General features: G+C 49.5%; 33 protein-coding genes and 1 tRNA gene. 4 read left to right on the top strand and 30 right to left on the bottom strand.

Annotated features, from left to right (window positions below; translation table 11 throughout):
• Positions 1-11: 11 nt before the first annotated feature.
• Positions 12-494 (bottom strand): class I SAM-dependent methyltransferase, encoded by a 483-nt coding sequence (locus tag WC593_15055; GenBank protein MFA4826467.1) that lies wholly within the window; start codon positions 492-494, stop codon positions 12-14.
• A gap of 28 nt (positions 495-522) precedes the next feature.
• Positions 523-1,152 carry a glycosyltransferase family A protein gene (locus WC593_15060; GenBank protein ID MFA4826468.1) on the bottom strand — a complete coding sequence of 210 codons (630 nt, stop codon included), beginning with the start codon at positions 1,150-1,152 and terminating at the stop codon, positions 523-525.
• A 55-nt stretch (positions 1,153-1,207) separates the two neighbouring features.
• On the opposite strand from WC593_15060, the gene WC593_15065 reads away from it, so the two are divergent.
• Complete coding sequence (locus tag WC593_15065; GenBank protein MFA4826469.1) at positions 1,208-1,594, top strand: HNH endonuclease; 387 nt, start codon at positions 1,208-1,210, stop codon at positions 1,592-1,594.
• Positions 1,595-1,597: 3 nt separating this feature from the next.
• On the opposite strand, the gene WC593_15070 is transcribed toward WC593_15065, so the two are convergent.
• The 9 genes from WC593_15070 to WC593_15110 all read right to left on the bottom strand — a co-directional run bounded on the left by WC593_15070 (position 1,598) and on the right by WC593_15110 (position 8,981).
• On the bottom strand, positions 1,598-2,272 hold the full coding sequence (locus tag WC593_15070) for a hypothetical protein (GenBank protein MFA4826470.1): 675 nt from the start codon (positions 2,270-2,272) through the stop codon (positions 1,598-1,600).
• A 262-nt stretch (positions 2,273-2,534) separates the two neighbouring features.
• Positions 2,535-3,050, bottom strand: coding sequence for a hypothetical protein (locus WC593_15075; GenBank protein ID MFA4826471.1), 516 nt, complete (start codon positions 3,048-3,050; stop codon positions 2,535-2,537).
• An 11-nt stretch (positions 3,051-3,061) separates the two neighbouring features.
• Complete coding sequence (locus WC593_15080; GenBank protein MFA4826472.1) at positions 3,062-4,306, bottom strand: P22 phage major capsid protein family protein; 1,245 nt, start codon at positions 4,304-4,306, stop codon at positions 3,062-3,064.
• A gap of 15 nt (positions 4,307-4,321) precedes the next feature.
• Complete coding sequence (locus tag WC593_15085) at positions 4,322-5,221, bottom strand: hypothetical protein (GenBank protein MFA4826473.1); 900 nt, start codon at positions 5,219-5,221, stop codon at positions 4,322-4,324.
• Positions 5,222-5,379: 158 nt separating this feature from the next.
• Positions 5,380-5,505, bottom strand: a complete 126-nt coding sequence (locus WC593_15090; GenBank protein ID MFA4826474.1) for a hypothetical protein — start codon at positions 5,503-5,505, stop codon at positions 5,380-5,382.
• A complete protein-coding gene (locus WC593_15095) occupies positions 5,505-7,577 on the bottom strand; it encodes a portal protein (protein ID MFA4826475.1) in 2,073 nt (690 codons plus the stop codon). Before WC593_15095 ends, WC593_15090 begins: the two co-directional genes overlap by 1 nt.
• A 126-nt stretch (positions 7,578-7,703) precedes the next feature.
• Positions 7,704-7,970 (bottom strand): hypothetical protein, encoded by a 267-nt coding sequence (locus tag WC593_15100; GenBank protein ID MFA4826476.1) that lies wholly within the window; start codon positions 7,968-7,970, stop codon positions 7,704-7,706.
• Positions 7,971-8,185: 215 nt separating this feature from the next.
• On the bottom strand, positions 8,186-8,818 hold the full coding sequence (locus WC593_15105) for a hypothetical protein (GenBank protein ID MFA4826477.1): 633 nt from the start codon (positions 8,816-8,818) through the stop codon (positions 8,186-8,188).
• Positions 8,796-8,981: a hypothetical protein gene (locus WC593_15110; GenBank protein ID MFA4826478.1), complete on the bottom strand. Its 186-nt coding sequence runs from the start codon at positions 8,979-8,981 to the stop codon at positions 8,796-8,798. The genes WC593_15105 and WC593_15110 overlap by 23 nt, the downstream gene beginning before the upstream one ends.
• Positions 8,982-9,451: 470 nt before the next feature.
• Between WC593_15110 and WC593_15115 the strand changes: the two genes are divergently transcribed.
• Positions 9,452-9,748 carry a hypothetical protein gene (locus tag WC593_15115; protein MFA4826479.1) on the top strand — a complete coding sequence of 99 codons (297 nt, stop codon included), beginning with the start codon at positions 9,452-9,454 and terminating at the stop codon, positions 9,746-9,748.
• Here the strand turns inward: WC593_15115 and WC593_15120 are convergent.
• The 4 genes from WC593_15120 to WC593_15135 form a co-directional block, all read right to left on the bottom strand.
• Positions 9,745-10,962 (bottom strand): PBSX family phage terminase large subunit, encoded by a 1,218-nt coding sequence (locus WC593_15120; GenBank protein ID MFA4826480.1) that lies wholly within the window; start codon positions 10,960-10,962, stop codon positions 9,745-9,747. The genes WC593_15115 and WC593_15120 overlap by 4 nt on opposite strands.
• Positions 10,952-11,323: a hypothetical protein gene (locus WC593_15125; protein MFA4826481.1), complete on the bottom strand. Its 372-nt coding sequence runs from the start codon at positions 11,321-11,323 to the stop codon at positions 10,952-10,954. The genes WC593_15120 and WC593_15125 overlap by 11 nt, the downstream gene beginning before the upstream one ends.
• A gap of 215 nt (positions 11,324-11,538) precedes the next feature.
• A complete protein-coding gene (locus WC593_15130; protein MFA4826482.1) occupies positions 11,539-11,721 on the bottom strand; it encodes a hypothetical protein in 183 nt (60 codons plus the stop codon).
• A gap of 125 nt (positions 11,722-11,846) precedes the next feature.
• A complete protein-coding gene (locus tag WC593_15135; protein ID MFA4826483.1) occupies positions 11,847-12,116 on the bottom strand; it encodes a hypothetical protein in 270 nt (89 codons plus the stop codon).
• Positions 12,117-12,323: 207 nt separating this feature from the next.
• Between WC593_15135 and WC593_15140 the strand changes: the two genes are divergently transcribed.
• Both WC593_15140 and WC593_15145 read left to right on the top strand, forming a co-directional pair.
• Positions 12,324-12,644 (top strand): hypothetical protein, encoded by a 321-nt coding sequence (locus WC593_15140; GenBank protein MFA4826484.1) that lies wholly within the window; start codon positions 12,324-12,326, stop codon positions 12,642-12,644.
• Between the two features lie 168 nt (positions 12,645-12,812).
• Complete coding sequence (locus WC593_15145; GenBank protein MFA4826485.1) at positions 12,813-13,742, top strand: IS1595 family transposase; 930 nt, start codon at positions 12,813-12,815, stop codon at positions 13,740-13,742.
• Between the two features lie 578 nt (positions 13,743-14,320).
• Here the strand turns inward: WC593_15145 and WC593_15150 are convergent.
• The 15 genes from WC593_15150 to WC593_15220 form a co-directional block, all read right to left on the bottom strand.
• Positions 14,321-14,752: a RusA family crossover junction endodeoxyribonuclease gene (locus WC593_15150; GenBank protein MFA4826486.1), complete on the bottom strand. Its 432-nt coding sequence runs from the start codon at positions 14,750-14,752 to the stop codon at positions 14,321-14,323.
• Complete coding sequence (locus tag WC593_15155; protein MFA4826487.1) at positions 14,749-14,949, bottom strand: hypothetical protein; 201 nt, start codon at positions 14,947-14,949, stop codon at positions 14,749-14,751. Before WC593_15155 ends, WC593_15150 begins: the two co-directional genes overlap by 4 nt.
• Entirely contained in the window at positions 14,950-15,699 is a 750-nt protein-coding gene (locus WC593_15160) for a phage protease (GenBank protein MFA4826488.1), read from the bottom strand.
• Positions 15,700-15,988: 289 nt separating this feature from the next.
• A complete protein-coding gene (locus WC593_15165) occupies positions 15,989-16,207 on the bottom strand; it encodes a hypothetical protein (protein MFA4826489.1) in 219 nt (72 codons plus the stop codon).
• The gene (locus WC593_15170; GenBank protein MFA4826490.1) at positions 16,204-16,335 is read right to left on the bottom strand and encodes a hypothetical protein; all 132 of its coding nucleotides are present in this window, start codon (positions 16,333-16,335) and stop codon (positions 16,204-16,206) included. Before WC593_15170 ends, WC593_15165 begins: the two co-directional genes overlap by 4 nt.
• Entirely contained in the window at positions 16,332-16,496 is a 165-nt protein-coding gene (locus tag WC593_15175) for a hypothetical protein (protein ID MFA4826491.1), read from the bottom strand. Before WC593_15175 ends, WC593_15170 begins: the two co-directional genes overlap by 4 nt.
• Position 16,497: 1 nt before the next feature.
• Positions 16,498-16,929, bottom strand: coding sequence for a hypothetical protein (locus tag WC593_15180; protein ID MFA4826492.1), 432 nt, complete (start codon positions 16,927-16,929; stop codon positions 16,498-16,500).
• A complete protein-coding gene (locus tag WC593_15185) occupies positions 16,890-17,678 on the bottom strand; it encodes a hypothetical protein (protein MFA4826493.1) in 789 nt (262 codons plus the stop codon). Before WC593_15185 ends, WC593_15180 begins: the two co-directional genes overlap by 40 nt.
• Complete coding sequence (locus WC593_15190) at positions 17,659-18,315, bottom strand: HNH endonuclease (protein ID MFA4826494.1); 657 nt, start codon at positions 18,313-18,315, stop codon at positions 17,659-17,661. The genes WC593_15185 and WC593_15190 overlap by 20 nt, the downstream gene beginning before the upstream one ends.
• Positions 18,316-18,765: 450 nt before the next feature.
• Complete coding sequence (locus WC593_15195; GenBank protein ID MFA4826495.1) at positions 18,766-19,473, bottom strand: hypothetical protein; 708 nt, start codon at positions 19,471-19,473, stop codon at positions 18,766-18,768.
• Positions 19,474-19,523: 50 nt separating this feature from the next.
• On the bottom strand, positions 19,524-19,973 hold the full coding sequence (locus WC593_15200) for a hypothetical protein (protein ID MFA4826496.1): 450 nt from the start codon (positions 19,971-19,973) through the stop codon (positions 19,524-19,526).
• 214 nt (positions 19,974-20,187) lie between these two features.
• Positions 20,188-20,262 (bottom strand) — tRNA-Gly (locus WC593_15205).
• Positions 20,263-20,269: 7 nt separating this feature from the next.
• The gene (locus WC593_15210) at positions 20,270-20,452 is read right to left on the bottom strand and encodes a hypothetical protein (protein ID MFA4826497.1); all 183 of its coding nucleotides are present in this window, start codon (positions 20,450-20,452) and stop codon (positions 20,270-20,272) included.
• Positions 20,449-20,637, bottom strand: coding sequence for a hypothetical protein (locus WC593_15215; protein MFA4826498.1), 189 nt, complete (start codon positions 20,635-20,637; stop codon positions 20,449-20,451). Before WC593_15215 ends, WC593_15210 begins: the two co-directional genes overlap by 4 nt.
• Before the next feature lie 590 nt (positions 20,638-21,227).
• On the bottom strand, positions 21,228-21,606 hold a 379-nt coding region (locus tag WC593_15220), incomplete at its 5' end, for a hypothetical protein (protein MFA4826499.1).

A 21,606-nucleotide genomic window follows, 5' to 3' on the forward strand; every position in this document is an offset into this window, starting at 1 on the left:
TGTTTTTCATTTTACACCTCCACATACCAAATAGTATCGATTACCATCGGGACTCCAAACCGCTCCATGACTGCCTTCTTTACTCCTGGGAATTGATAATCATGACCGCAAAGCATTCTAGTGGCCTTACCCTCCCAGGCATCCAAATCCGCCTTAATGTCTTCGTAATCATGCCCGGCATCAATAAACACCATCTCTGCCGAGTCAATATGCTGTGCCCCTTCTACGCTGGACATTTTTAAAACTTCCAGGTTAGGTAAGTGTCCCAAGTTGGACATAAAGACGTGGTACATATCCCTATAGGCCACTTCTTTAAAAAACCATTCCTGACCTTTAGCTCCCTGAAAGTGATCAACTACGGTCACTTGCCCGCCGTTCTTTAATGCCCCGGTCAATAAGGCATGAGTGCTTTTCCCTTTCCAACAACCAATTTCCACAATGGTCTTGAATTGCTTGGCCTGCCGGTATAGCCACAACAGTTCCGGGAGGCTCATCCAACCCTGGATATGGTTGGCGGGATACCTATACAGCATAAAGCGGCCCCCCGACCTCACCCCGGCCAACATGTTTCACGACGGTTTCAGGGTCGCACCAGATTTCAATGCCCAATGTTTTTGCCTTAGCGCAGAAGCTCAGGTCTTCCCCCATAAAGTAGCTGCCGGCCGTGCCGGGAGCCTCTACCTTGATGGGGTCAAACGGCATACCCCAGTCGGCGCACAGTTCTGGTTCTTTAAACTTGTCTATTACCCCTCTATGGATAAGCAGAAAGCCCGTACCGATGCCGTCACATTGGAATAGGCGTTCAGGCACAGCCTTAACTGAATCGAAAGTACCCTTAACTGCGTCATACTTGTAAACGACCGGGCCATACGGGAAACGCCGCTTATAATAGAGCCCGCCGATAATAGGCTTTTCGGCCTTCACTAAAGAAGCAATATTGGATGAAGACCATTTCATGTCTGAGTCGATAAATAAAAGGTAGTCGCCTTTGGCATTTTGCATCAAAAGATTGCGGAGGCTATGCACATAACAGCCTTCATAATGCAGAACCTCAAACCCTATACCACCTGTATCCATCAGGGTTTGGCAGAGGCTCATGACATATTCAGGAACAAGAAAGCCGCTATGCGGGGTGCCGATGGTGATTAACATACAAGTCCTTTCTAAGGTTAGGGGTTACGATTTAACTTGTTAATTGGGTGGCCATATGAGCGAGGCATCTAAAGAAAAAATGCGTCTTGCCCAACAAAATCACCCCCAAGGTACGGGTGAAAAAGCGATTAATTGGAAAGGTGGTAAGGTTATTGATAAAAGAGGGTACATTCTGATTTATTGCCCAACGCACCCGAACGCTGTTGGGAACTATGTCCCGGAACACCGTCTTGTTATGGAGAAAAAGATTGGCAGATTCCTTTTGAGAAAAGAACATGTGCATCATATAAACCATAACAATCAGGATAATCGCCCCGAAAATCTCATGATACTGAGTAGAGGCGAACATAGCCGTATCCATCGTAATCATGAGACTGCCAACGGGATACCCGGTGCTAATTCCCAACAGCGTAAGGAGTGGATTAAAAATCATAGATCATAAGCCTCAAGTCCCGCAAGCCATCCATTGAACGGCTACGCTGGTTTTGGTGGCCGCCTGCGGGGTGACATTGTTGGTAGCCGTAGGTTGCCAGATTTTGCACAGCATATTCCCTGCCGTGGTGGATGCGGCGATTGTGACGAACATGGCTGTAATATCCGGGTCATCAATCAGGGTTGCCTCACCTGCCACCACCGTTGCCAAGCCGGTGGCTATTTCTGAGGAAGTGGTGACAGAGGCCGTACCCCGAGCCAGTTTATAGCCCGCCGTGGTCGATTGAAGCATCAGGTTCAAGGCGGTGCTGGTGGGAGTCAGAGCTTGTAATTTAGCGGTGGAAGTTGTGGTTAATGCAGATCCGACAAGAGAGTTGATCTCTGTAGCGGTAGCATTAATGGCCTGCAACTTGGCAGTTGAGGTCGTGGTTAAGGACGAACCAACGAGCGAATTGATCTCAGTCGCAGTTGCGTTAATCGCCTGGAGTTTGGCGGTTGAAGTTGTGGTAAGAGAACTTCCCACCAAAGCATTAATTTCTGCGGCACTCGCAGACATGGCGGTCCCGGCAATTTTGAGCGAACTGCCGGATTCAAAGTCGATGGATGCACCGCTTTCAACACCAAGTTCGGTGCCAGTCCTAATACCAAGCCCATCAGGGCCAGCATGATCAAGATAATGTATTCCCATGATTCAATTCTCCTTATTTCCTGCGAGGCCGTCCGGGTACTTTCTTGGTCTTTATACTGGGCGGCGGCAAAGATGCTTTCTCTGGTAGTGCGACAACCTCCGTAATCTTCGCAGCTTCTTTAATCTTAGAGGGAAAATCTACCCATCCGTCACCGACAGCTTGGTCAAAAGACTCTAAGTCTTCAAAGACTTCCCCTTGAGGTTTATCCCGGTGATAAAGCCGAACACGCCCGAACGACATAAAGTATCCTTTCAGTTAGAGTTACTCGTCCACTTTCCAGCACTCGACCAAAACGTAATTACATGTCACAGAGTCGGAAGCGTTAGCCAGGGTGATCTGCGCCTTGAGCGTGATATCGTTGCTCACGTCTACGGTCCCGGTAGCGGTATCGTAGGCACTCAAGACCGTGGCGGAGGTGGCTACGAACTCACTGACGTTCTGGTGTTTGAAGTCGGTATGCTCGGTAACGGTCAATACCGCCATCCAGTCAACCGCGGTATTGGTCGGAATGGCGATGGTGGCAATGGTGGTTCCACCAAGGTCAAGAAGGATCGTAGCAGCGCCAGCGGTCCCAGTTCGGCTCCCGAACAGGGTGAACCGGAAGGCTGTCCCAGGGCTGAAGAAGCCCTTCGGGATAGTGACCGATGCCCCGGTCACATTGATGGTTTCAGCGTCGCCAGTGGTGGAAGCAGTGTTGGACTGCGCCACGATCATCGGGACCGAGGCCCGCAGACCCGGCCAGATTTCAAGATTCCTTGCGAATTGGATATTTGACATGGTTTGCCCTTTTAACCCGCGAGCCGACAGGCCAGCATTCTGTTGATCGCATCAGCGGCAAATAGCACGTCGAAACGAATCACTTCCTTATCGTTGGTTACATCGTAGTCCTTAATGACCCGGATGGAGAAGCCCTCATAAGAAGCGGTCCCCTTCCAACTGACCGAATCAGGCACCGCCAGGGGGACCATGCACAGGGCAAAGGCGTCCCGGTGGAACCCCAGATTGACCGGATGCACCAGGGAAGCGGTGCCGGCCACAGACACAACGTCGTTTTCAGCCGGGAGCACAGTCACGGTCTGATAGGGAAGGAACTTTTCCGTCGCTGACGCAGAGTAAATCTTGTGCGGGTCAGTGCCAGGGGTACAGGTCACTGTAGCTTCAGTGCCGGCATCGGTTACATCCGCATCTATACAGAACTGACGCAGGTGGCCGGTGTTAGCCCCCGTTACCGGGTTTACGCCATACGAAGCGGCTGAGGTAAAGATGTCGCCTTGTTTGAGGGTGGTGGTCCAGTCGCCAGACCCATTATCGATGGTCAGGCTGGTGGCACCCTCAACCGGAGCAGTTGCATCAATGGCCAGGGCCGCGACCCCTGCCGCAGTCCCGCAGGTGTGCATGTTGACGTTCTGGGACACGAAACAGTCCATGCCAGCCAGGGTAGCGAACTTCATTTTCTCGACCGCGGGGCCAACCATGGCCGGGTTGTAGAGATTCTTCAACTCATTGGCGATGTAAGCCTGAGCGGTCGGATTGACCACGAGGCGACGGTTATCGACAGGCACGGAATAGTCAGACATCCGGGCATTACAGAGAGCCAGAGACAGAAAGTCCTTGGGGGTGATGCCAGGGGTGCCGACCTGGTTAGGAACCGTCTTGTAAAGGCCCAAAAGGGTCTGGTCGATATATTCACCCAAAGCCTGGGCCGCCGCCTCAGCTACACGAGGGATACCTTTTTCAGAGTTGTAGGTCATTTCATCGGAAGTAACTTCAACCGCGACATGCTTCCGGTAAGAGAGGGTGAGGGTCAGGTAACGCTCATTGATGTCGTGGACATCCAGGGTTGCTCCGTCCTTTACCCTGGCATAGATGGGAGCCTTGATGCGGATAGAAGATCCAGGCTTCCACCCATCATGCTGTTTCTGCCATTCGCCCTCATAGCCGCGGTGGACCAGATTGGCCATGACACAGTTGTTTTTCAGTTGCCGCAGGGTTTCCTTAGCGACAACGGTAGGATTTACCCAAGTGTTACTCATACCTTACTCCTTGAATTACCCCTTCCAATTCGGCCCGAACTGCTCGCGGTCGCGGCGGGCCATAAACTCATCCGTGGGCATGTCCTCCAGGGTTTTGTTTACGGCCGTCGCAGCCGGAGTGACCGGCGTAATTGGATTCGGGGCACTAGTGATTTTTTTAGGTTGAGCCGGGGCGACAGATAACTTCTGTTCCCGGCGAGCAAGTTCCATTGCCATGCGATGAGGCGGGAGATTCCGTAACCGCCAAACCTCTTCGGGGTTTTTAGCCAGTTCGTAGGCGAGTTGATGGCCGACAGGAGAGTCCTGCCATATCTCAATCATCTCCATGGAGAACGCAGGGCCGCCCTGCTCAGGAGGCTTACAGACAATGGCTTGGAAGTCTGGTAGGTTCGCGGGAGCGTTCTTAAACCACCCCGCAACCTTTTCCCTTAGTTCCTTCTCCGCCTTCTCCGCCTGTCGTCTGACATCCTCCCGAACCATTTCCTGCCTGGCCTCGTATCGAGCCTGGGCGACCAGATGCTTTCTGTCAGCTTCCTCGTACTCAGCAAGGGTTTCAAAGTCATCCTCAACCGGACGAGGTTCGCTGAACGGGGCCATAGGGTCAATGACAGGGGCGGTCGGCAAAGCGTCAATCTTCGGGGTTGCACCCTCAGCCCGACCTTTCCAATAAGCCGCTTCCCGTTCTGCTTCACGCCGCTTTCTGGTGATTTCGTCAATCCGGTCCTGAATCCGGTCTTTCTCAGGTTTTGGTTCAACTACGTCATCATCACCAGCACCGCCGTCGTCAGCCTTAGTCTGGCCTGCATCATCGCTTCCTTCAGGAGTGCCCGAAGCCTCCAATACTTCTGCGGGCGTACCAGGCGATAGTTCGTCGCCAGTCGGTTCGAGGTTTTCGTTCTGATTTAGTTCATCCATTTTTCATGCGCTCCTTGAGCGAATTTTGCCCTGGCATATCCCGGCCAGGTGCGGGCCAAATAAAAAAGGTCCTCCACTACGTCCCATTTCTGGGAGCAGGGAGGACCTTTGTTAAGGCGTTGCCTGGGGTTATTTAGTTTTAGTTTTTAACTAACCTTCTATTTCATCTCCTGTGCACCAAGGAACATCGCAACTGATTTAATCCATCCAGCCATACCCCTATACATTTCCGGGGCTTTTTGGCGGATAATTTCTAAAAAACGTAGGATTTCGCGGTTGTCCATTAACCACCCTGCCCGAACTGCTCACCCCCAAGACTCCCGCCTTGAGGCATCTGAGGACCTTGAGGGCCGCCCTGTCCTGGTCCACCCATCCCCATCAGCTTCGCATCAATCTCTTTCATAACCTTGAACGTCATCTCGGATTGCTGGACTTGGATTTCTTCCTTGACTTTCATCACATCAGCCAGGGCCTTCTCCGCACGGGCTAGGTTGAGCTTACTCTGTGTCTCGGCCAACTGCATCTGTGCCAGGACCAACGGGTCAGGGCCTTGCGGCTGCTCCGCTTGGGGAAGGTCTTTTAACTCCTCTTCACTAAGTACCTGTCGGGGCACAATACCCTTGAGAATGCGTTGGGCGATATCTTGAGCATCGTGGAAGTCCATGGAGCGGACAAGTTTATCTGCAACGAACGGGGCCAACTCAGGAGCGACACGAATCAATTCCAACATATTGTTCCTGGACTCCTGACGCTGCGTGGAGGCACTTGGACCCAGAGTGACCACCACATCATACTTCCCTGAAGTAAAGTCATTCTCAATAATTTGTTGGCCATCTACCACGACCGGCTTATTAATCTCTATAGGAATACTCTCATTATCAGCACTCCGGGTCATAACAGAGCGGTTGGTGTCGTAAATCTTGGGAATCAGGTCTATAATGGTGCGATCCTCAAGTTCCAGCGCATATTGCAGGTTGTCCATGTAGATGTAGGTGCCGGTGTCGCTTTCACGCTTGCGCCCTTCTATGGCTACCCCTGAAACCTCATTGCTCTGGTTGCCAAGGCCGGCATCGAAGATACCAACGACATCCCGTAGGTTTTGCTTCTGCTCTGTTCTGAATGAAACCATAGCAGAGGACAGTTGGGGCGGGTCCACCCGCTGAGGGGGCGAAGGGAAAGTTGGGTCGGCATTGAACGGCAAATAAGCGAAGGTGCGTTTATGGGCCTGCCGCCACTTATTTTCAAACCCCTGGAACTGTTTAACGGTCCCAACATACGGAGTCTTGGGAGCCAGCGAAAAAGTCTCAACTTCACTGGAAATTGCGTAGTTGAATCCGCGTTGACTGTCGTGGGCATCCCGAATCAAGCTGCGCTTATAAACCTTCCCGTTGACGTTGACTGTCTCGCCCAAAACTTCGATCACCGGCCAGTATTTTGACGGCCAGACTTCTTTATCTTCCAGAATATCGAACCCGCACATGAGGTAACGAACGATCTCATAGGCGTTGACTTTCCTCTGTTTTTTGACGGTAAAGCCCTGCTCTTCTAATCTGGCCTTCTCGTCGGGATCGTCGGTGCTATTAACTTCCTCCATTCCATCATCCGTTGCCATCGACATCAGCCATAAAGTCTTTGGAGGCTTGTGCTCTTTTTTGAAATACTCTACTATGCGCACCCCATCTTCGTTGTACCATTCAAGCAGGCCGTCTCCCCACAACGTATCCGTAGTTGGCGTATGGTCCGGGTATTTGGCCTTGAACGCATCTTTGCTGATCATGGTTTCAACGATGAGCCAATTGGCATCGAGCTTATCCCACTGGGTCGAGAGGGGGTCGAACTTAACGCCGAACTGGTTCGGGATGGACGTTATCCGCACACATTGATCTGTGGTTTCGTCCGATTCATAGTCGGTTTTAATTCTCCAATACCCAAAACCTGACCTTACAGCCTGCCCAAAAGCATTGTCGTGGGCGGCGTCGGCCTTGCTAATATATTTGATTTCCCTTAGTTTGCTTTCTATCTTCTCGGCATTCGCTGGAGTTGCGGCCTGGTCGCTCGGAATGACTTTAGTGTTAGGCCGTGACTGCCGTTGGTCCCCGATCACCTGGCGGGTAAATACCGGCAGTTGGTTGACCACCAGGGAGGGGCGACCGTCCTCTTTCCGTTCATCTAAAACTTTCTGATCCCAGTGGCCTTCTCCTACCAGCAACTTAAGGTCTTCCAGGGCAGCAGTCGTGTTGTGATTCTCATAGGTCGTATACTGGTCGTAGTGCGCCCTCATCTCAGCCACGAGCGATTCTTTGGCTTCAAGGGCCTTCTTGGTTGCTTCCTGGTCTTTTTTGGTGGGTTTAGCCAAGGTGTTTAGCCCTCATTAACGGAATAACCCCAAGATACTTAACAGTCCCATCCGGGTAATAGGCCAAAAAGCCGATGGTTTCACCACAATAGAGGGCGGGGACCATCTTAATCAAAGTGGTTTTATTTAATTTTGGCATATGTTAACGTATCGACCGCTACAATGAGCAGGGATAGGTAAAGGACGCAGGTCGTTAAAGTTCCATCCCTTGTTTTCCATTGCATTTTTTAAAGCCTTAAGTGCCATTGGTCTATATTTTTCTACATCGGTATCGTTATCAAGCCTGACCGCCACATGCAAACGGTCTTTCCCATTAAATACATCATAACGAGCATAATAGTTACCATCGCCCTCTGGGTAATGTTTCCCTAACATAGTAATCTTTTGCCTCAAATGCTTCGACCAACCTTAGCGGCGAGTGGTCTAATGCACAGGTCGCTATCCCTAAGACAACTATCTTTAGAAAGGTTCTGCGGTTCATAGCATCCCCGCCACTATTGGGTACACTACCCCTATAAACAACACGGCCCAACAAAATAGCCAAGTCTCCCATTTGTCAATGCCATCCTCTTTCCATGGCATAAATAAGAATCTTAAAAATTCGCACATCATAACATCCAGGCACCAGGGCTGTCACTGTAACTGATCGGTCCATGAGAGGTTATTACAGACTGATAGCCGTAAAGTTCCGCCAGGGCATACCCCAGGGCCGCAACCGCCGGAAAGTCCTCGGGAGCCCGGCTTAAATCCTCATTACTGGTCTGTGATAGATACCCGATCAAGGCTGAATCTCCCAAATGCAGCAAATTACGGTTGCCGCGGGCGCACTCTTTAATGAGCGTGTGGTAAAACATCAACCCCTGAGTGTCGGCGGCGTGAGGGGCCATGTCCAGGTAAAGGCGCTCTTTGTAGTCCTTGTCCCGCATTAGCTCGCCTAACAAATACATCGCTGGCTTATTACCCACATTGCCCACCCATGTTCTGACCTGGTACTCTTGGCGCATATCCATGGCGATACGAACCAAATCGCCGATGTCGCCACTCTCATGTTCGGCTAACAGCCAGTAATGCCGGTGCCCCTGTGCATCCGGCTCCATGTCCAGGCCCATGACCGTCAGGAAGCCGGGCTTATCCTTGGCGGGCCAGGCGAGCCCGCCCACGACACGGCTGTAGACGCGGCCATGGTCGTCATCGATAAAACGTTCAGGCTCGTCAAGGTCAGCTTTGAGGTGCTTGATCATCCGACCTCTCCATAACCCCCTGCATCAACAACACCTTGATCCCATCCGCTAAAATGCTGGCATAAAAAGCCATAGCCTCCGGGGTCTTTAATGGCGGGTGGTCCACCCCGATTTTGCCGTCCGGGTAGGCCGTGACGATTATGGTGACACCTTTATCCGGCATTGAACACCTTTATTTCCTCATCATCGACTTGGGTTATCACCATAAAGCTGTTTCGGTTTATTATAATGGGGTACTTGCATTTAACACGGCTATAAACTTCGGTGACATCTGAAAGATTAATTTCCCGGTTATCATGATTGGTAAGCGTCCCTATAAAGGCGATTTCGTTTGAAATCCTGACATAATATTTTCGGCCTATGATTAACGCTTGCTTTTTCATTACAAAATGCCCATTATTGGTTAGGAGGCTCCACCATGAAAATCATTCCCAATATGGGGTACGACTTCCATGACATTTTTTCGGACAATATTCCCATTGACCATGATCTTCGCCCCATAGGTCAGTTTCTCTCAGCAGTGCGAGCAGTGCACAGCGCACGCAATTCACATGATATTGACTACTTAGGGGCTTCCCTGTTTCTAAAGGCCAGGTTAACCCAAATGTTGCAGTCTTACGGAGGCGAATGTTAATGAAAACCTTAGTCATCATATCCCTGGTCCTCTGTCTCGCCGCTCCTGCCTTTGCCCAGGTCCAGCTTTACGCCCGGGATGGCACTTATCTGGGGAATGCCACCAACAATCCTTACGACCCCAACTCCGTCAATAACCCTTATGGGCGCTATGGCAGCCAATACTCGTCGGACTCCATCAACAACAAGTACGGCAAATATGGCTCGCCCTACTCCTCTCAGAGCCCCGACAACATCTACTACAACGATGAGACCGGGATATCGCCCCCGCCCTTTGGGCCGGATGAAGATGATTAGTTAAAATCGCAGCCGTCATAGAAGCCGATATTCTGTCCTGCTCTGATGATAGGCTCTAAGGCGTACCTGATTCCATCCCAACAATGGTTGTGGGTGTCCACCACTTCGGGCAGGATATCGCCGGTTAGCCTATCCACCTTGTAACTCCACAGCCTCGCTTCCTCAATGGTGTGGGTGCATCTGGGGTGGATAATGATTTTCTCAAAGGCCCGAAGGTATGCAATGCCGTCTTCAATAGATCCTTTCCACTTCTTCACCCCGATGATCTTCGGATACCCTTTGCGCTTGAGATAACTGATAGTCTCCGGCCTGGCACTGTCGGCCCGAGTTACGTAATTCGCTGAATCAGGGATAATCTCAAACTTACTTGCCAAAGCGTCGATCTCCACTCCTAAACCCCAGAACTCGTGTTCGATATAGAGCTTATTTCGATAGACCCAACACCGCACCAGGGTTGCCGGGTCAACCGCAAATCCCCAGTCAGCTCCCTGGTATGGTCCATCCCAGTCAAGTTCTGGCTCAAAATCCTGGACAACGTATTTCTCTTTGAGAATTTGGGCATCAGTGCGTTTGCGACATTCCCCCTCCCAGATGTGCATATACGCATCCAGGTCAATGCCCCGCATGTAGTCTCGTTCTTTTTGGAGGACTTCTGGGAACCAGGGGTTATCCCGCCAGTTGATCTTTTGGACAACGGCATCGGGGTTTTGATCGATAATGAACATTTGGTATGTAGGGTCAGACTCAAGATCGGGGTTAAACCCCACCCATATTTCTGAGTCAGGTTCGCGAATGGTAGGAATAAGCATTTCCCAAGATGCCTTACTAACCTTTTCGGCTTCTTCGACCCAACACTTTGTAATGCCCTCAGTCGATTTGATTTTGTGGGGATCTGACTTGAGGCCAGCAAAGACAAACTCTGAATCGTGGGGGCCTGTGATGCTCTGTTCCTTGATAGTAAACAAAGACGAGAGGCCCATGCGTTCAATCTGGTTCTTGAGGATGTAATGCACTGATTCTTTGATGGAGTTTTGGTATTCACGGGTACAAAGGACACGCTCTCTGCCATTTGTTGCACAGATGAGTAACCCACGGGCAAATTGCCATGACCGGCCACCACCCCGCCCACCAAAAGCAACCTTATATCGGCTGGGCCTGTAGAGGAACTGGAACTTACGGGGTGTAAGTATATCTGATTCCAGGTCATACGTCATTTTCCGGGTCTACTGGGTCCACAAATATTACATTGAGTTTGACGCTCAGAGGCTTGCCGTCTGGACCTGAGAGTTCTTTCTTTTGAGTTGGCGGTGCAAATGCTTCCCTCGTCTCCGGGTGACGCTCAATAAAGTCTTTAGGAAACCTGTCAGCCATGCCCCTTAGCGGTGCCCCAAGAATCTCTAATTTCTTAATAGCCAGCTTTTGGTTAAAATCTTTTCTATTTTTCCAACCCTTGACGGTATTTTCATTTTCTCCCAAAGATTCAGCAATTAACCGAGAAGACAGCCCTAAAGCCATATTTTCAAGGATACGGTCTAAAACCTCTGGGTCTTCCGGTATTTTGCAAGGTCTTGCCATTTCTCTCTAATTCCGCCCTTCTGTAAGCCCTGTGGCCTCAGTTCCAACCACTCCTGTTGAGATAGTTCATTTTGTTCAATCCAGATCGCCATTTCCTTGGTCTTAAAAAAGAGAAAGCCCCGCCAACTGAATGTCAGCGGGGCCATCCGGTAATCGACAAAACTGCGCCGGGCCGTCAAGTAACCCTAATGGTTCCTACTAATACACGTTTTCATTTACTTGTCAATTAATTTTTTCAATTTCTGCTTTATGTCGATTTCAGGCTCACCGATACCGCCTTCCCTGAAGTCTATGTGAAATGAAAATCGTCCAGTCATGCGCCTCTGATGGCATGTCAGAATATCCAACTTAACCTGTTCCCAATAGGCGCTTAATTTTTCCTCAAAGGTACGGGTCATCTTTACAAATTATCCCCTCAATGTCTAAATGGCATTGACATTGCAATTAATATAATTACTCAAACGGTAATATATATTACTGACTCTTGGCAGCATTTTTTAAGGTGAAGCCCCCACTTTATTCCTTAACTTATCGCTAAATCGCCATATGACCCGATATGAATTTCCCGATGTTCTACCGGCACACACCTTTCTGTAGAAACCAGCCAGGCCACAAACTTTGTGTGAATGTCCCAATCATCACCCTTTAGTTGTAGTTTATTGAAAACATCAATAGCGTCCTGCATATCAAAATCTATGAGCGACACGATATATCCATTAATACCGTAATCGCTATACTCACCTTTGGTCAGAACAATCACTTCGCCAGCAGATATTTCTGTGTTGGTATCCATATCAATCTCCTTTACCCTTTCGGCTCAGAACCCCAACCAAGGAGGGCTGTGCTTCTGGAAATAAATCTCCTGTCTGAGATGCTTAATAAAGGGAATTATATACTTGACTCCCTAATTTAAGTTTTTTTCGCATTTTCTCACTTTTCCCTTGACAAATGTTGTACGCTGTCCTATATTATAATCATCAAACGAAGGAGGACAGACGAAATGGAAACTAAAAGCTTTGGCGGAACCCCTTGGAAGGCAGAAATTAAACCCCTCACTGACCCTAACCATATCGTCATTTGGAATAATGAAGGCTATCCCATTGCAAGAGTGCAATGGCCAGATGACCCGGGATTTCAACAAATTGCCAACCTTATCACCGCCGCCCCGGAACTTTCGGATACAGTAGAAGAATTTTTGATAATCATGGATGCTGGTTACGGTTTCCCTGATCGTGAAAAATTGGTGTCCCTGTATGCTAAAGCGAAAAAGGTTTATGCCAAAACCGATGGTTTTTACCGGCCAAGACCTGAGAAAAGGTAGAAGCATGACCCCTTCCGAACTTAAAACCACCCGCCTCCGCCTTGGCTTCCGGTCCCGAAAAGCCTTGGCGGAGGCATTTGGGGTCACTAAATGGGCTGTGGATTCATGGGAATCAGGGCGGCGTCCTGTTCCTGCATGGGTGCCTAACTTTCTGGATTGCTTAGAACAATGGATAAGATAACGATCAGCACCTTTCAGCTTTTCGAGATGTTTCCTAACCAGGAATCGGCCCGGAAATATCTCGAATCTAAGCTGTGGCCCCACGGCGTAAAATGCCCGGTATGTGGAAATGGTGAGCGAGTCACCGCCAGAAAGCAGGGCTTTTACCGCTGTAATCCCTGCAAAGAAGATTTCACCGTGAGAACCGGAACGATTTTTGAGCGGAGTCACATTCCCCTGCATAAGTGGCTCTATGCCATGTACCTGCTTGTGACGGCCAGGAAGGGCATATCCTCCCTGCAACTCTCTAAGGAGATAGGCATTACCCAAAAGTCGGCCTGGTTCATGCTGCACCGGCTCCGGGAAGCCTGCGGCGATGACCTTGCGGAACTCAAGGGTATCATCGAAGTGGATGAAACCTATATCGGCGGGAAAGAAACCAACAAGCACGAGTGCAAGAAGCTCAAAGAGGGCCGTGGTTCTGTTGGCAAGGTGGGCGTTGTAGGGCTTCGGGAGAGGGGCGGCAACACGATTGCCAAGCCGTTCAAAAGCCCGGATAAGGCGACTTTGCATGGTGCAATCTTTGACCATGTGGCCCTGGGCTCCATGATTCATACCGATGATGCCCCGGTTTATTCCGGCTTGGGCGGCCTGTTTTACCAACACAGATCGGTTAATCACAGCGCCGGAGATTATGTTAAGGACGGCGTGACCACGAACAGCATCGACAGCGTTTGGGCCACCTTGAAGCGTGGAATCTACGGCGTTTATCACCATGCCAGCCCTAAGCACCTGGGGCGATATGTTAATGAGTTCACCTTTCGGCTCAATGATGGAAGCTGTAAACGCCATAGTCTTAAACGCCTTGAAAGTTTTGTTGTTGCAACCGCTCACAAACGCCTTACTTATGCGGGTTTAATCAATCCTCAAGGGAGTTAACTATATAATTCCCTTAATAAAATCTAAGAGATTAATTTCCCGAAGTTGTAATTGAGTTGGAATAGGTATGCCAAACTTAGCTTTATTGTAACAAGCCGTACATGCGTATTTAGGATCAGTCGAACATAGGGCGGGGAATGTACCGCAAACTGGGCAACGGTAAAATTGACTAATATCCCGTGACACCCTCACAGGCAACCTCAGTGCCCACAGCTCATCACCATCATAGTCCATAACAGGCCCAGGCCAGGAGATACAGGGGTCAACCTTTGATGGTTTCCCCTCTTTTCGCCCATATAACACATTAAGAATGTCTGAGCGCATAAGGTCCATTAGCCTTACAATGGCATTCATATTGGATTAACCTCCAACAAAGTGTTCCACGCTTCTTCCGATACCGGAGCAGCTTCCTCAATCGGCCCCGGCAGAAGTGGTTTATCCCTCAGCGTCCCCCGCCATTCCGGGCAATGCCCACTCAAGTCAGTGATAAGTTGGTCTTGCTCATAACAGTACCCAGCGAGTTCTTGGGTATTGACAGGATCACAGCGCCAGGCGCAAATTCCGCAGTTGTCAGGCATTTAATAATCCCCTCTCATCACCACTACCCAACAAGGCGATGGAACAGTTATTGAAGTGTAGCGTTTAGAAACGGTTAAATCGGTGATTTGCTTATCATCTTGGAAGTACACCCCGTTCATCACATCCAAGAGGTTTTTGGCGTAATTGTCGATATCTGGCTTTACTGTCGGCATAATCTCCCCCCTCTCGGCCTTCTCCCGCCAGATACGGGGCTTGCTTTTAGGAATTGGCAGATACACCCGCACTTCTAAAGATATCGCCCCAGAAAGAGGCTCAGGGGGTTTCGACTCCATCAGACAAAGCAGTAGTTTGTTTTCCTCTAACTTCTGGCTTTTGTCTTTGTAGCTAAAACCATGCCCGCCCCGGCTCCCGATACGGTCCCGCTTCTGTGCTTTAGGTAAAATCGGGATGGTGATGCGGTAAGTGTTCATCTTTCCCTCTCAACCTCAATATGATGTTCCATCCCCTTCTCGCCCTTTCCCTCACTGAGACAGTCGTTACCCGGTTTGTCCACGCAGGAGCAGTACCAGAGCACCCGGTACATATCGTAACGCCAAAAATGGCAGTCGCCCGGGTCGTGGGTCGTGTTGGCCTCTTGGGAGGCTTTGAAGTGGGGACAGGTGGTCATTTAGTCCTCCACGACAGCGCCAGAGGCGAGAAGGGCTTGTTTAACTGCTTGAGCTGAAACGAATTGCCTTGAATCAAGAATATTTTGGGTTAGATTTACAACCCTAAAACACCCGAAACTTAATACCACCATCATCTCATCCCCATTTGCCGCCCGAAGGCGAGTTCCGGGGCCGAAAGGTTTGGGTTGTTTTAGTTTCCCAGTGAAAGGCGGTAAATTATTAATAGCCGGTGCCTTAGTCAAGGCCACATGTATCAAGGCCGTGGGCCTACGGGTTTCCTGGTCCAGCCGCAGCACGGGCGAAACGTAACGATATTCACTAACATTCATATATTTCTTGACTATGTCTGTCCATTCTACCAGTACCCAAAGCCCGTCGCTCCTGGCCTCCAGGTCCTTGATCCAGCCAGCCGCCAGGGGCGCGCCACCATTCAAAGTGGCGTAATTATAGTCGATCACCAGATCAAACCCCCGATCCCGGAATGCCGCCACCATGGATTCCAGGGACGCTTCGTCCACCATAAAGGGCTCCCGGTGGTCCGCCAATTCCACCTTACCAAGGGGGAGTATTTTGACCCATTCCGGTTCTGCTATGGTCACGCATTCCTCCACGGGCACACAGAGGGCATCAAGGCCGGTATTAAAGGCTGCATCTGTGGCCCACGGGTAGTTAGAATATTTCTCTCGGATATCACGGTAAACTAGCTTCGCCTTTGCCAAGCTCTCTTCTGTAATCTCAAATTTCTTCATTTCTTCCCCCATTTGCTATGCCATAATTGAGCTTTATCCCGCAGGATTTTGGCTATGGTTGGCCCTGTAAGCCAAAAAATCAATTCTCCCGCCTCCCCCACGGCCCGTCTAAGCTCCTGGTTTTCATCGGTGAGGTTGGCGATTTGCCCCCTATAGCAAGACCGATTACGGTAATCAATAAGTTCACCATTTTTAAAAACCGTGTAGCAAGCGAACAAAACCCTTACACCTGTTGAGGTTGGTATGGATTTTAGTTTAGTAGCCCCACAAAATTGGCACACCGACTCAGTCATGGCTTTTGGCCCTCACTATAAGCCGTTATAGTCTCGTATATTTCGGTTTTTTGCTTGAACGCTGCATTCGCCATCTTATCCCGTTCCTTCTCCCGCCCCATACGATACGCATAATTAACCACGGCCCGCCAGCGTTCTTCTTCGCCCCAGGTGGCCCAGAGATACCCGGCCACACTTCCGAGTGCCAGGAGCCCGAGATAGAGGAGGTATGTCATGGTTTCACCCTCCCTTGCTCGCCGTTATGGTACCGTTCCACGATCACCGCCCCGTTCTTGATGATCCGAAACGGGATCGGCGTCCAGACCTTCCGGGGTGGGCCTACGAACTTTGAAAAGGGTTTCATGCCGCTTCTCCGCTATAGTTGTCGAGTTTTAAGTCTGGTCCCATGCCGGCCATATCCAGCCGTTGTACTACCGGGTGCTTTTCGGGTAATTTCTCGAATTGGCCGATGATTCTTACCCAATTTCCGAGCTTTAGGGGTGGAGTGGGGTCGTATTTGCTCATGTCAACCTCCGTGAGCTAACTTTTCTGTGCAATCACAAAGAACCGGGGGGTTAATCCGTTTGGTAATTAAATCACCCTCATCAGTCCGACTCATCGGCCAATCCATCGGGGTCCGCACTATGCCTTCACCGTGGCATTTTTGACACGCCTTGTTAGCCCATCTGTCAGGGTGAAAGCGCCGGTCGTGGATAACCTGGGCATTGCTTTCTCCGTTCTTCTCGCCAAATTCCATCGACTTCGCCCACATAAAGGCCGGTAGATTCCTGGGCCAAGATTCCAGTCTCTTAGCCACAGCCATAATCTCTTTGGTGTGGTGTTCAGGAATATCCCGAACCTCTTCACACCATTGGGCTATCGTTTCATCCCGTGGTGGCTTGCGCTCGAAATAGAGGCTTAGTTCGTAGATTGCTTGCTTGAAAGTTCCCGGACCCATTGCGGTTGCTCCTCTTTAGGCTTCACGGCGTCAAAATCAAAAGGTTCCCTCTCCCATTCCGCCGCCTTTAACCAGCGTTCAAAATGCTTAAATTCAGGGTAAAAGATGCCTAATGAATCAGCCTTTTGTTTTTCGGCAATTTGGCGCTTAATTATTGGGATAACGTCTTTAGGAATTAAGGCTTTAACCTTTTTGAATTGACCGTAGGCGTTTTTCTTGCTGCCATGCTGGTTTTTGGGATAAGCCAAATAAATTGCTTCAAAATCTTGAGGGTAAAAGCCGTTCCCTCCTTCTGGAGGGGACATATCTTTTTTATCAGGATTCAGAGAATCAGGATTCAGAGAATCAGGGGGTAGTGACCCCCCTTGCATCGGCTCTTTGTTGCTACCTTGGTTAGAAGTGCTTTCTACCTTGGTTAGAAGTGGGTCGGGTATGGTGGAAGGTTTTTCGTTATAATGTGGGCTTTGGTGCTTCAAAAAGTTAGGAATAAATATGTATCGTAAACCATCAATTTCATAACGGATTATTAATCCTAACTCATTCAGTTTAGATAATTGTTCGTCAACGATTTCATAGGAAATTGCATCATATCTGAATAGTTCACCCTTAATCCGCTTGGGCCGGTCCTCAAGTTTCCCTTCACGGTCGGCAAGGCACCATAGGCCGATAAAAAGCAAACGGCCATGAGCATCAACTTCCGCCAAATCTTCATTAATAAAAAATCCAGGCTTAATATTTCTTGCTCTCACGGCCATCCCTCTTTATTTTTCCCCAACAAACTCCGCAGAAATATTTAATTGCATTTTCTCGATCAGCAGAATTGCCACTTTCAAATTTATAACAAGCCTTTCTCATTGCATCTTCAACTTCATGTAAGGGAAGTTTGTCGAGAAATTGTTTTACCGATACAGACCTAAATTTTTCTGCTAATTCATATTCAGGGTAGAAACTTGAATAAATTTCATTGATTAATTCAATATCGGCGTTTTTCTGTCGTTCTAACTTCTTAACAAACTTGCGATATTCTTTTAACTGTTCTTCTTTAAGTTTAAGGACTTCCAGGTTTTCAGATAACTTAGGTGGGGCCTTGTCGAGGGGAATATCCCTTTTGCCACGGTTACAATCAAAGCAGGCCGTAAGGAGATTGTTTATATCATCCTTACCGCCCTTTGATTTTGGGTCGATATGGTCTAATTCAAGGATAACTTCAGGGGGGGTTTTGCCGCAGTAACAACACTGAAAACCATCACGCTTAAATACTTCAAACCGCACTTTTTTGGAAATTGACATCACACTACCTCCGCTTGCCTGGACAGGCACATAAGAATCCCCGAGTGGGTCCAAGTCAAGCAGAGCTGACTTCCGGTCCTCGCGGATACCGGCCACTCAGGGAAATTAGAGTTTAAAGGATAATTATTTTCTCTGCAAGACTTGGACATCTACATTATCCCCAAAAACCACCTAACAGTCAAGGATTTATCAGAAACAACTCTCATCTCTCCGCCCTCTCAAACGTCGCATTGTGCCCGCTAATGTAGGCCCTGTACTCGCCCTTAATCCAGCCCTTTGAGCGATCCGTGCGCCAGTTTTTGACGGTCGGCCGGCCGCATCCGCAGGCGCATAACCCCGGCAGCACCCCCATCGGCAACTCCGGCTGCAACACCGCCTCGAGACGCTCTAAGGCCCTGAGCAACTTCACGGCCCAACGGGGGATAGGATTCTGACCATTTTCCCATGCGTACACGGTAGAGGGGGCCACCCCCAGGTACGCCGCGAACTCCACCTGGTTCATAGCCGCCATTGACGCAATGATTGGCTAGTCAAAGTTTAGGGCTCCTAAAGCCCGCATTGACAGGGTGGGTATGCTAGTTCCTCAAATAAAAAGGAATCTGGTTCATTAACTATTTCTCTAAACGGCTTTCCTAAACTATAATAAGGACCCTTCTTTAGTTCCTTAATATTACGTTCTTCCAATGCGACCAATTTACAGAACATATCAGGGTGTTTTCGCCGCATTTCTTTGACTTGGGCAACTCGTTGGAATGGACAGATAAAACAGCCTGACCTATGGGGGATAGGAAGCCTATGAGCCTTAATTATCTCAATACACCCCTGCCGGGTGATTCCCCGCTCAATAAGAGGCCAGCGATTTTCCACCCCGCTATCGGTTGCTAATCTGGCCCGATGGGATTCGTCGGCATCAATCCCGAGCATGACAAAACAGGGCTTTTGAAAATAAGCATGGAGGGGCTTAACCTTAAATTTTGCAGTACACCATCTCATCATCCGCCTGGGGAACATTTTGAGTTTCCATGCGTATTCGTAGAGATTACTAACCTTCTCGCCTTTGCACGTCTCGGATGGAAATATCACCGTGATCGGATACCCCTTACTTTCCAGCATCATCAAATACTCGTGGGTCTCGGGCCAATCCGGCATCCAGACATAAACCGCCTCAAACTCCACACCCTCATCTATGAGTAAGAGCATCATGGCGACTGAGTTGACGCCGCCGCCAAAGGATAGGTAATTTTTCATTTTCATATCTTGGTTCATCCCCTTGGCTCGGCGGATTTGGCGGAGGGTGGAAGGGGTCAAATCGCTTCCCCTGTTCCCAAACACCGCACGGAATAACGTCGCTGTAATTCTCGGCACTTATCACAAAAATGGCGCGGCGGGTTAACCATGGCATCACACCCATGGCCCAAACAATGATTCATCTTAGCCGCGGCTTTATTCTCCTTTGCCTTCTGAGTCGCTTCACGGCCCCGCCTACGCCTCACTTCCATCCGACATGCAGGGTCGCCACAACAGGCATACTTGCGCCCCTTAATGCGGCCCTTAAAGGCTTTACCGCAAACTTCGCAGACGCTGTTAACTTCTTTGGGGGCGGTGCTGTGTTTTTTGACTTTCGCTATATCGCGCTTGCGGCTCACATTAAGACACTCTTTAGCCCCGCAGGTCTTGGGCGTATGGGAAGCACACTGGAACGTCCAGTAGGTAATGCCGCATTCTGGACAGGTTAAAAAGCGTTTTTTGGCCATTCCGTCCCCCCCCAATTCCTACCGGGGGCCTTTCCCGAAGGTGAGGCCCCGATAGGTTTAGCCCGATTTCTTTCGTCCAGGCCCTTATTACGTCACAACCAAGGCGGGTTATGAAATCCCTCAGACGGCCTGAGCGTATATGACCGGATGGGCGTTCCGGCGTTGGTGTCTGGGGGGTTCACTGCCAGCCTATACAGGCAAGGCGTAAATTTAGTGGAGCGGGTTACCTGATTTGAACAGATGGCTTCCCCTCGGGGAGAGGGGTGCTCTACCGCTGAGCTACACCCGCATTTCATCTAAGTAAGCCCCTTCAGCTGCGCCTTAAGTTTTGCGTTTTCTGCCGCCAACTCCAGGTTACGTAGCTCAAGCTCCGCGTCATGCCGGATAATCCGGATCAGGTCTTCTCGGAGGATGTTTGGGGTTTCTTTAAGGGCCTTGTCAAGACAGAGGCTCAGGATGGTCGGCGTGTCGGAGGTCATGGTTTTTCTCCCCAATCCTCAGGACCAACTGCGCCTTGGGTAGCTTCTTTAATTTTAATTATATTTTCAATTCTTGGAGTGGTCCCGCCAAGCCAAGCATATACCATTGAAACCGGAAAGTTTTCGGTCTCAGCCCAGCGGTTAGCCTTAACATTTTTCAGTTTTAAATATTCCCTGAGTCTCATGGTTTTCTATTATAATGACTAAATTCTGAAAGTACAGAAATAATTTAATAGACCATCATTTTTTTCTGGACTTTTGGAAAAGGCTGATTATAATAGACTCAACATCAAATGACCCAAACGCCGACCCTAAGCTACCAAGCTGCTTAACACAGGGGAAAACCGAGCGGGCCAAACCCACTAAGCACTTGTAGTTAATGGAGACCTGGGGGAGGCTGGGGGAAGAGAAAAGAAGCAAGGCTAAAAATTAAGGAGGTTTTATGTGCCAGCCGATTTCGGCTTGTAGTGACGGTAAGGGGAATATCTACGCTTTCTCCTGGGAAGAACGAAAGCGTATCTATGAGGGTGATTTAGTAGGTAAATCGTACGACTGTGACTCCCATACCTCTATTGCTGACTTCTACGGCTTTAAAGGTGAAAAAGAAGATCGGCTAAATAAATGGGAGTTCAATTTTGAAACTGGCGAGATTATCGCCGATCAAGTCAATACGACAAACGATTTAAAAGAAGTGCTGACTTGGCTCAAAAAAGTTGGCCCCAATTATTTTTATCCTCCCAAAGAAGTAGCCAAAGTCACGACGATCAATGGAAATTTAAGCCTTATTGATTTCCCTGGCCTGAATTGGGAATCGCTCACGGAAGTCAAAGGCCACGTTCGGGCTACCAACTGCCAGTTTCCGGTGCTCACGGAAGTCAAAGGCGACGTTCGGGCTACCAACTGCCAGTTTCCGGTGCTCACGGAAGTCAAAGGCGACGTTCGGGCTACCAACTGCCAGTTTCCGGTGCTCACGGAAGTCAAAGGCCACGTTTGGGCTACCAACTGCCAGTTTCCGGTGCTCACGGAAGTCAAAGGCCACGTTCGGGACTGCAAAGACTGTCAGTTTCCGGTGCTCACGGAAGTCAAAGGCCACGTTTGGGCTACCAACTGCCAGTTTCCGGTGCTCACGGAAGTCAAAGGCCACGTTTGGGGCT

Origin of the sequence: Methanoregula sp., assembly GCA_041645435.1 — an archaeon.
Taxonomy (GTDB): Archaea; Halobacteriota; Methanomicrobia; order Methanomicrobiales; family Methanospirillaceae; genus Methanoregula.

Coding starts and splice junctions, on each gene's coding strand:
- WC593_15090 (MFA4826474.1), bottom strand. CDS start 5,505: ATGGACAACCGCGAAATCCTACGTTTTTTAGAAATTATCCGCCAAAAA.
- WC593_15075 (MFA4826471.1), bottom strand. CDS start 3,050: ATGTCAAATATCCAATTCGCAAGGAATCTTGAAATCTGGCCGGGTCTG.
- WC593_15085 (MFA4826473.1), bottom strand. CDS start 5,221: ATGGATGAACTAAATCAGAACGAAAACCTCGAACCGACTGGCGACGAA.
- WC593_15175 (MFA4826491.1), bottom strand. CDS start 16,496: ATGAGCAAATACGACCCCACTCCACCCCTAAAGCTCGGAAATTGGGTA.
- WC593_15055 (MFA4826467.1), bottom strand. CDS start 494: ATGAGCCTCCCGGAACTGTTGTGGCTATACCGGCAGGCCAAGCAATTC.
- WC593_15120 (MFA4826480.1), bottom strand. CDS start 10,962: ATGACGTATGACCTGGAATCAGATATACTTACACCCCGTAAGTTCCAG.
- WC593_15195 (MFA4826495.1), bottom strand. CDS start 19,473: ATGAAAATGAAAAATTACCTATCCTTTGGCGGCGGCGTCAACTCAGTC.
- WC593_15145 (MFA4826485.1), top strand. CDS start 12,813: ATGGATAAGATAACGATCAGCACCTTTCAGCTTTTCGAGATGTTTCCT.
- WC593_15215 (MFA4826498.1), bottom strand. CDS start 20,637: ATGAGACTCAGGGAATATTTAAAACTGAAAAATGTTAAGGCTAACCGC.
- WC593_15065 (MFA4826469.1), top strand. CDS start 1,208: ATGAGCGAGGCATCTAAAGAAAAAATGCGTCTTGCCCAACAAAATCAC.
- WC593_15070 (MFA4826470.1), bottom strand. CDS start 2,272: ATGGGAATACATTATCTTGATCATGCTGGCCCTGATGGGCTTGGTATT.
- WC593_15210 (MFA4826497.1), bottom strand. CDS start 20,452: ATGACCTCCGACACGCCGACCATCCTGAGCCTCTGTCTTGACAAGGCC.
- WC593_15135 (MFA4826483.1), bottom strand. CDS start 12,116: ATGGATACCAACACAGAAATATCTGCTGGCGAAGTGATTGTTCTGACC.
- WC593_15180 (MFA4826492.1), bottom strand. CDS start 16,929: ATGGGTCCGGGAACTTTCAAGCAAGCAATCTACGAACTAAGCCTCTAT.
- WC593_15150 (MFA4826486.1), bottom strand. CDS start 14,752: ATGAACACTTACCGCATCACCATCCCGATTTTACCTAAAGCACAGAAG.
- WC593_15140 (MFA4826484.1), top strand. CDS start 12,324: ATGGAAACTAAAAGCTTTGGCGGAACCCCTTGGAAGGCAGAAATTAAA.
- WC593_15200 (MFA4826496.1), bottom strand. CDS start 19,973: ATGGCCAAAAAACGCTTTTTAACCTGTCCAGAATGCGGCATTACCTAC.
- WC593_15110 (MFA4826478.1), bottom strand. CDS start 8,981: ATGCCGGATAAAGGTGTCACCATAATCGTCACGGCCTACCCGGACGGC.
- WC593_15170 (MFA4826490.1), bottom strand. CDS start 16,335: ATGAAACCCTTTTCAAAGTTCGTAGGCCCACCCCGGAAGGTCTGGACG.
- WC593_15165 (MFA4826489.1), bottom strand. CDS start 16,207: ATGACATACCTCCTCTATCTCGGGCTCCTGGCACTCGGAAGTGTGGCC.
- WC593_15160 (MFA4826488.1), bottom strand. CDS start 15,699: ATGAAGAAATTTGAGATTACAGAAGAGAGCTTGGCAAAGGCGAAGCTA.
- WC593_15155 (MFA4826487.1), bottom strand. CDS start 14,949: ATGACCACCTGTCCCCACTTCAAAGCCTCCCAAGAGGCCAACACGACC.
- WC593_15130 (MFA4826482.1), bottom strand. CDS start 11,721: ATGACCCGTACCTTTGAGGAAAAATTAAGCGCCTATTGGGAACAGGTT.
- WC593_15115 (MFA4826479.1), top strand. CDS start 9,452: ATGAAAACCTTAGTCATCATATCCCTGGTCCTCTGTCTCGCCGCTCCT.
- WC593_15080 (MFA4826472.1), bottom strand. CDS start 4,306: ATGAGTAACACTTGGGTAAATCCTACCGTTGTCGCTAAGGAAACCCTG.
- WC593_15105 (MFA4826477.1), bottom strand. CDS start 8,818: ATGATCAAGCACCTCAAAGCTGACCTTGACGAGCCTGAACGTTTTATC.
- WC593_15125 (MFA4826481.1), bottom strand. CDS start 11,323: ATGGCAAGACCTTGCAAAATACCGGAAGACCCAGAGGTTTTAGACCGT.
- WC593_15060 (MFA4826468.1), bottom strand. CDS start 1,152: ATGTTAATCACCATCGGCACCCCGCATAGCGGCTTTCTTGTTCCTGAA.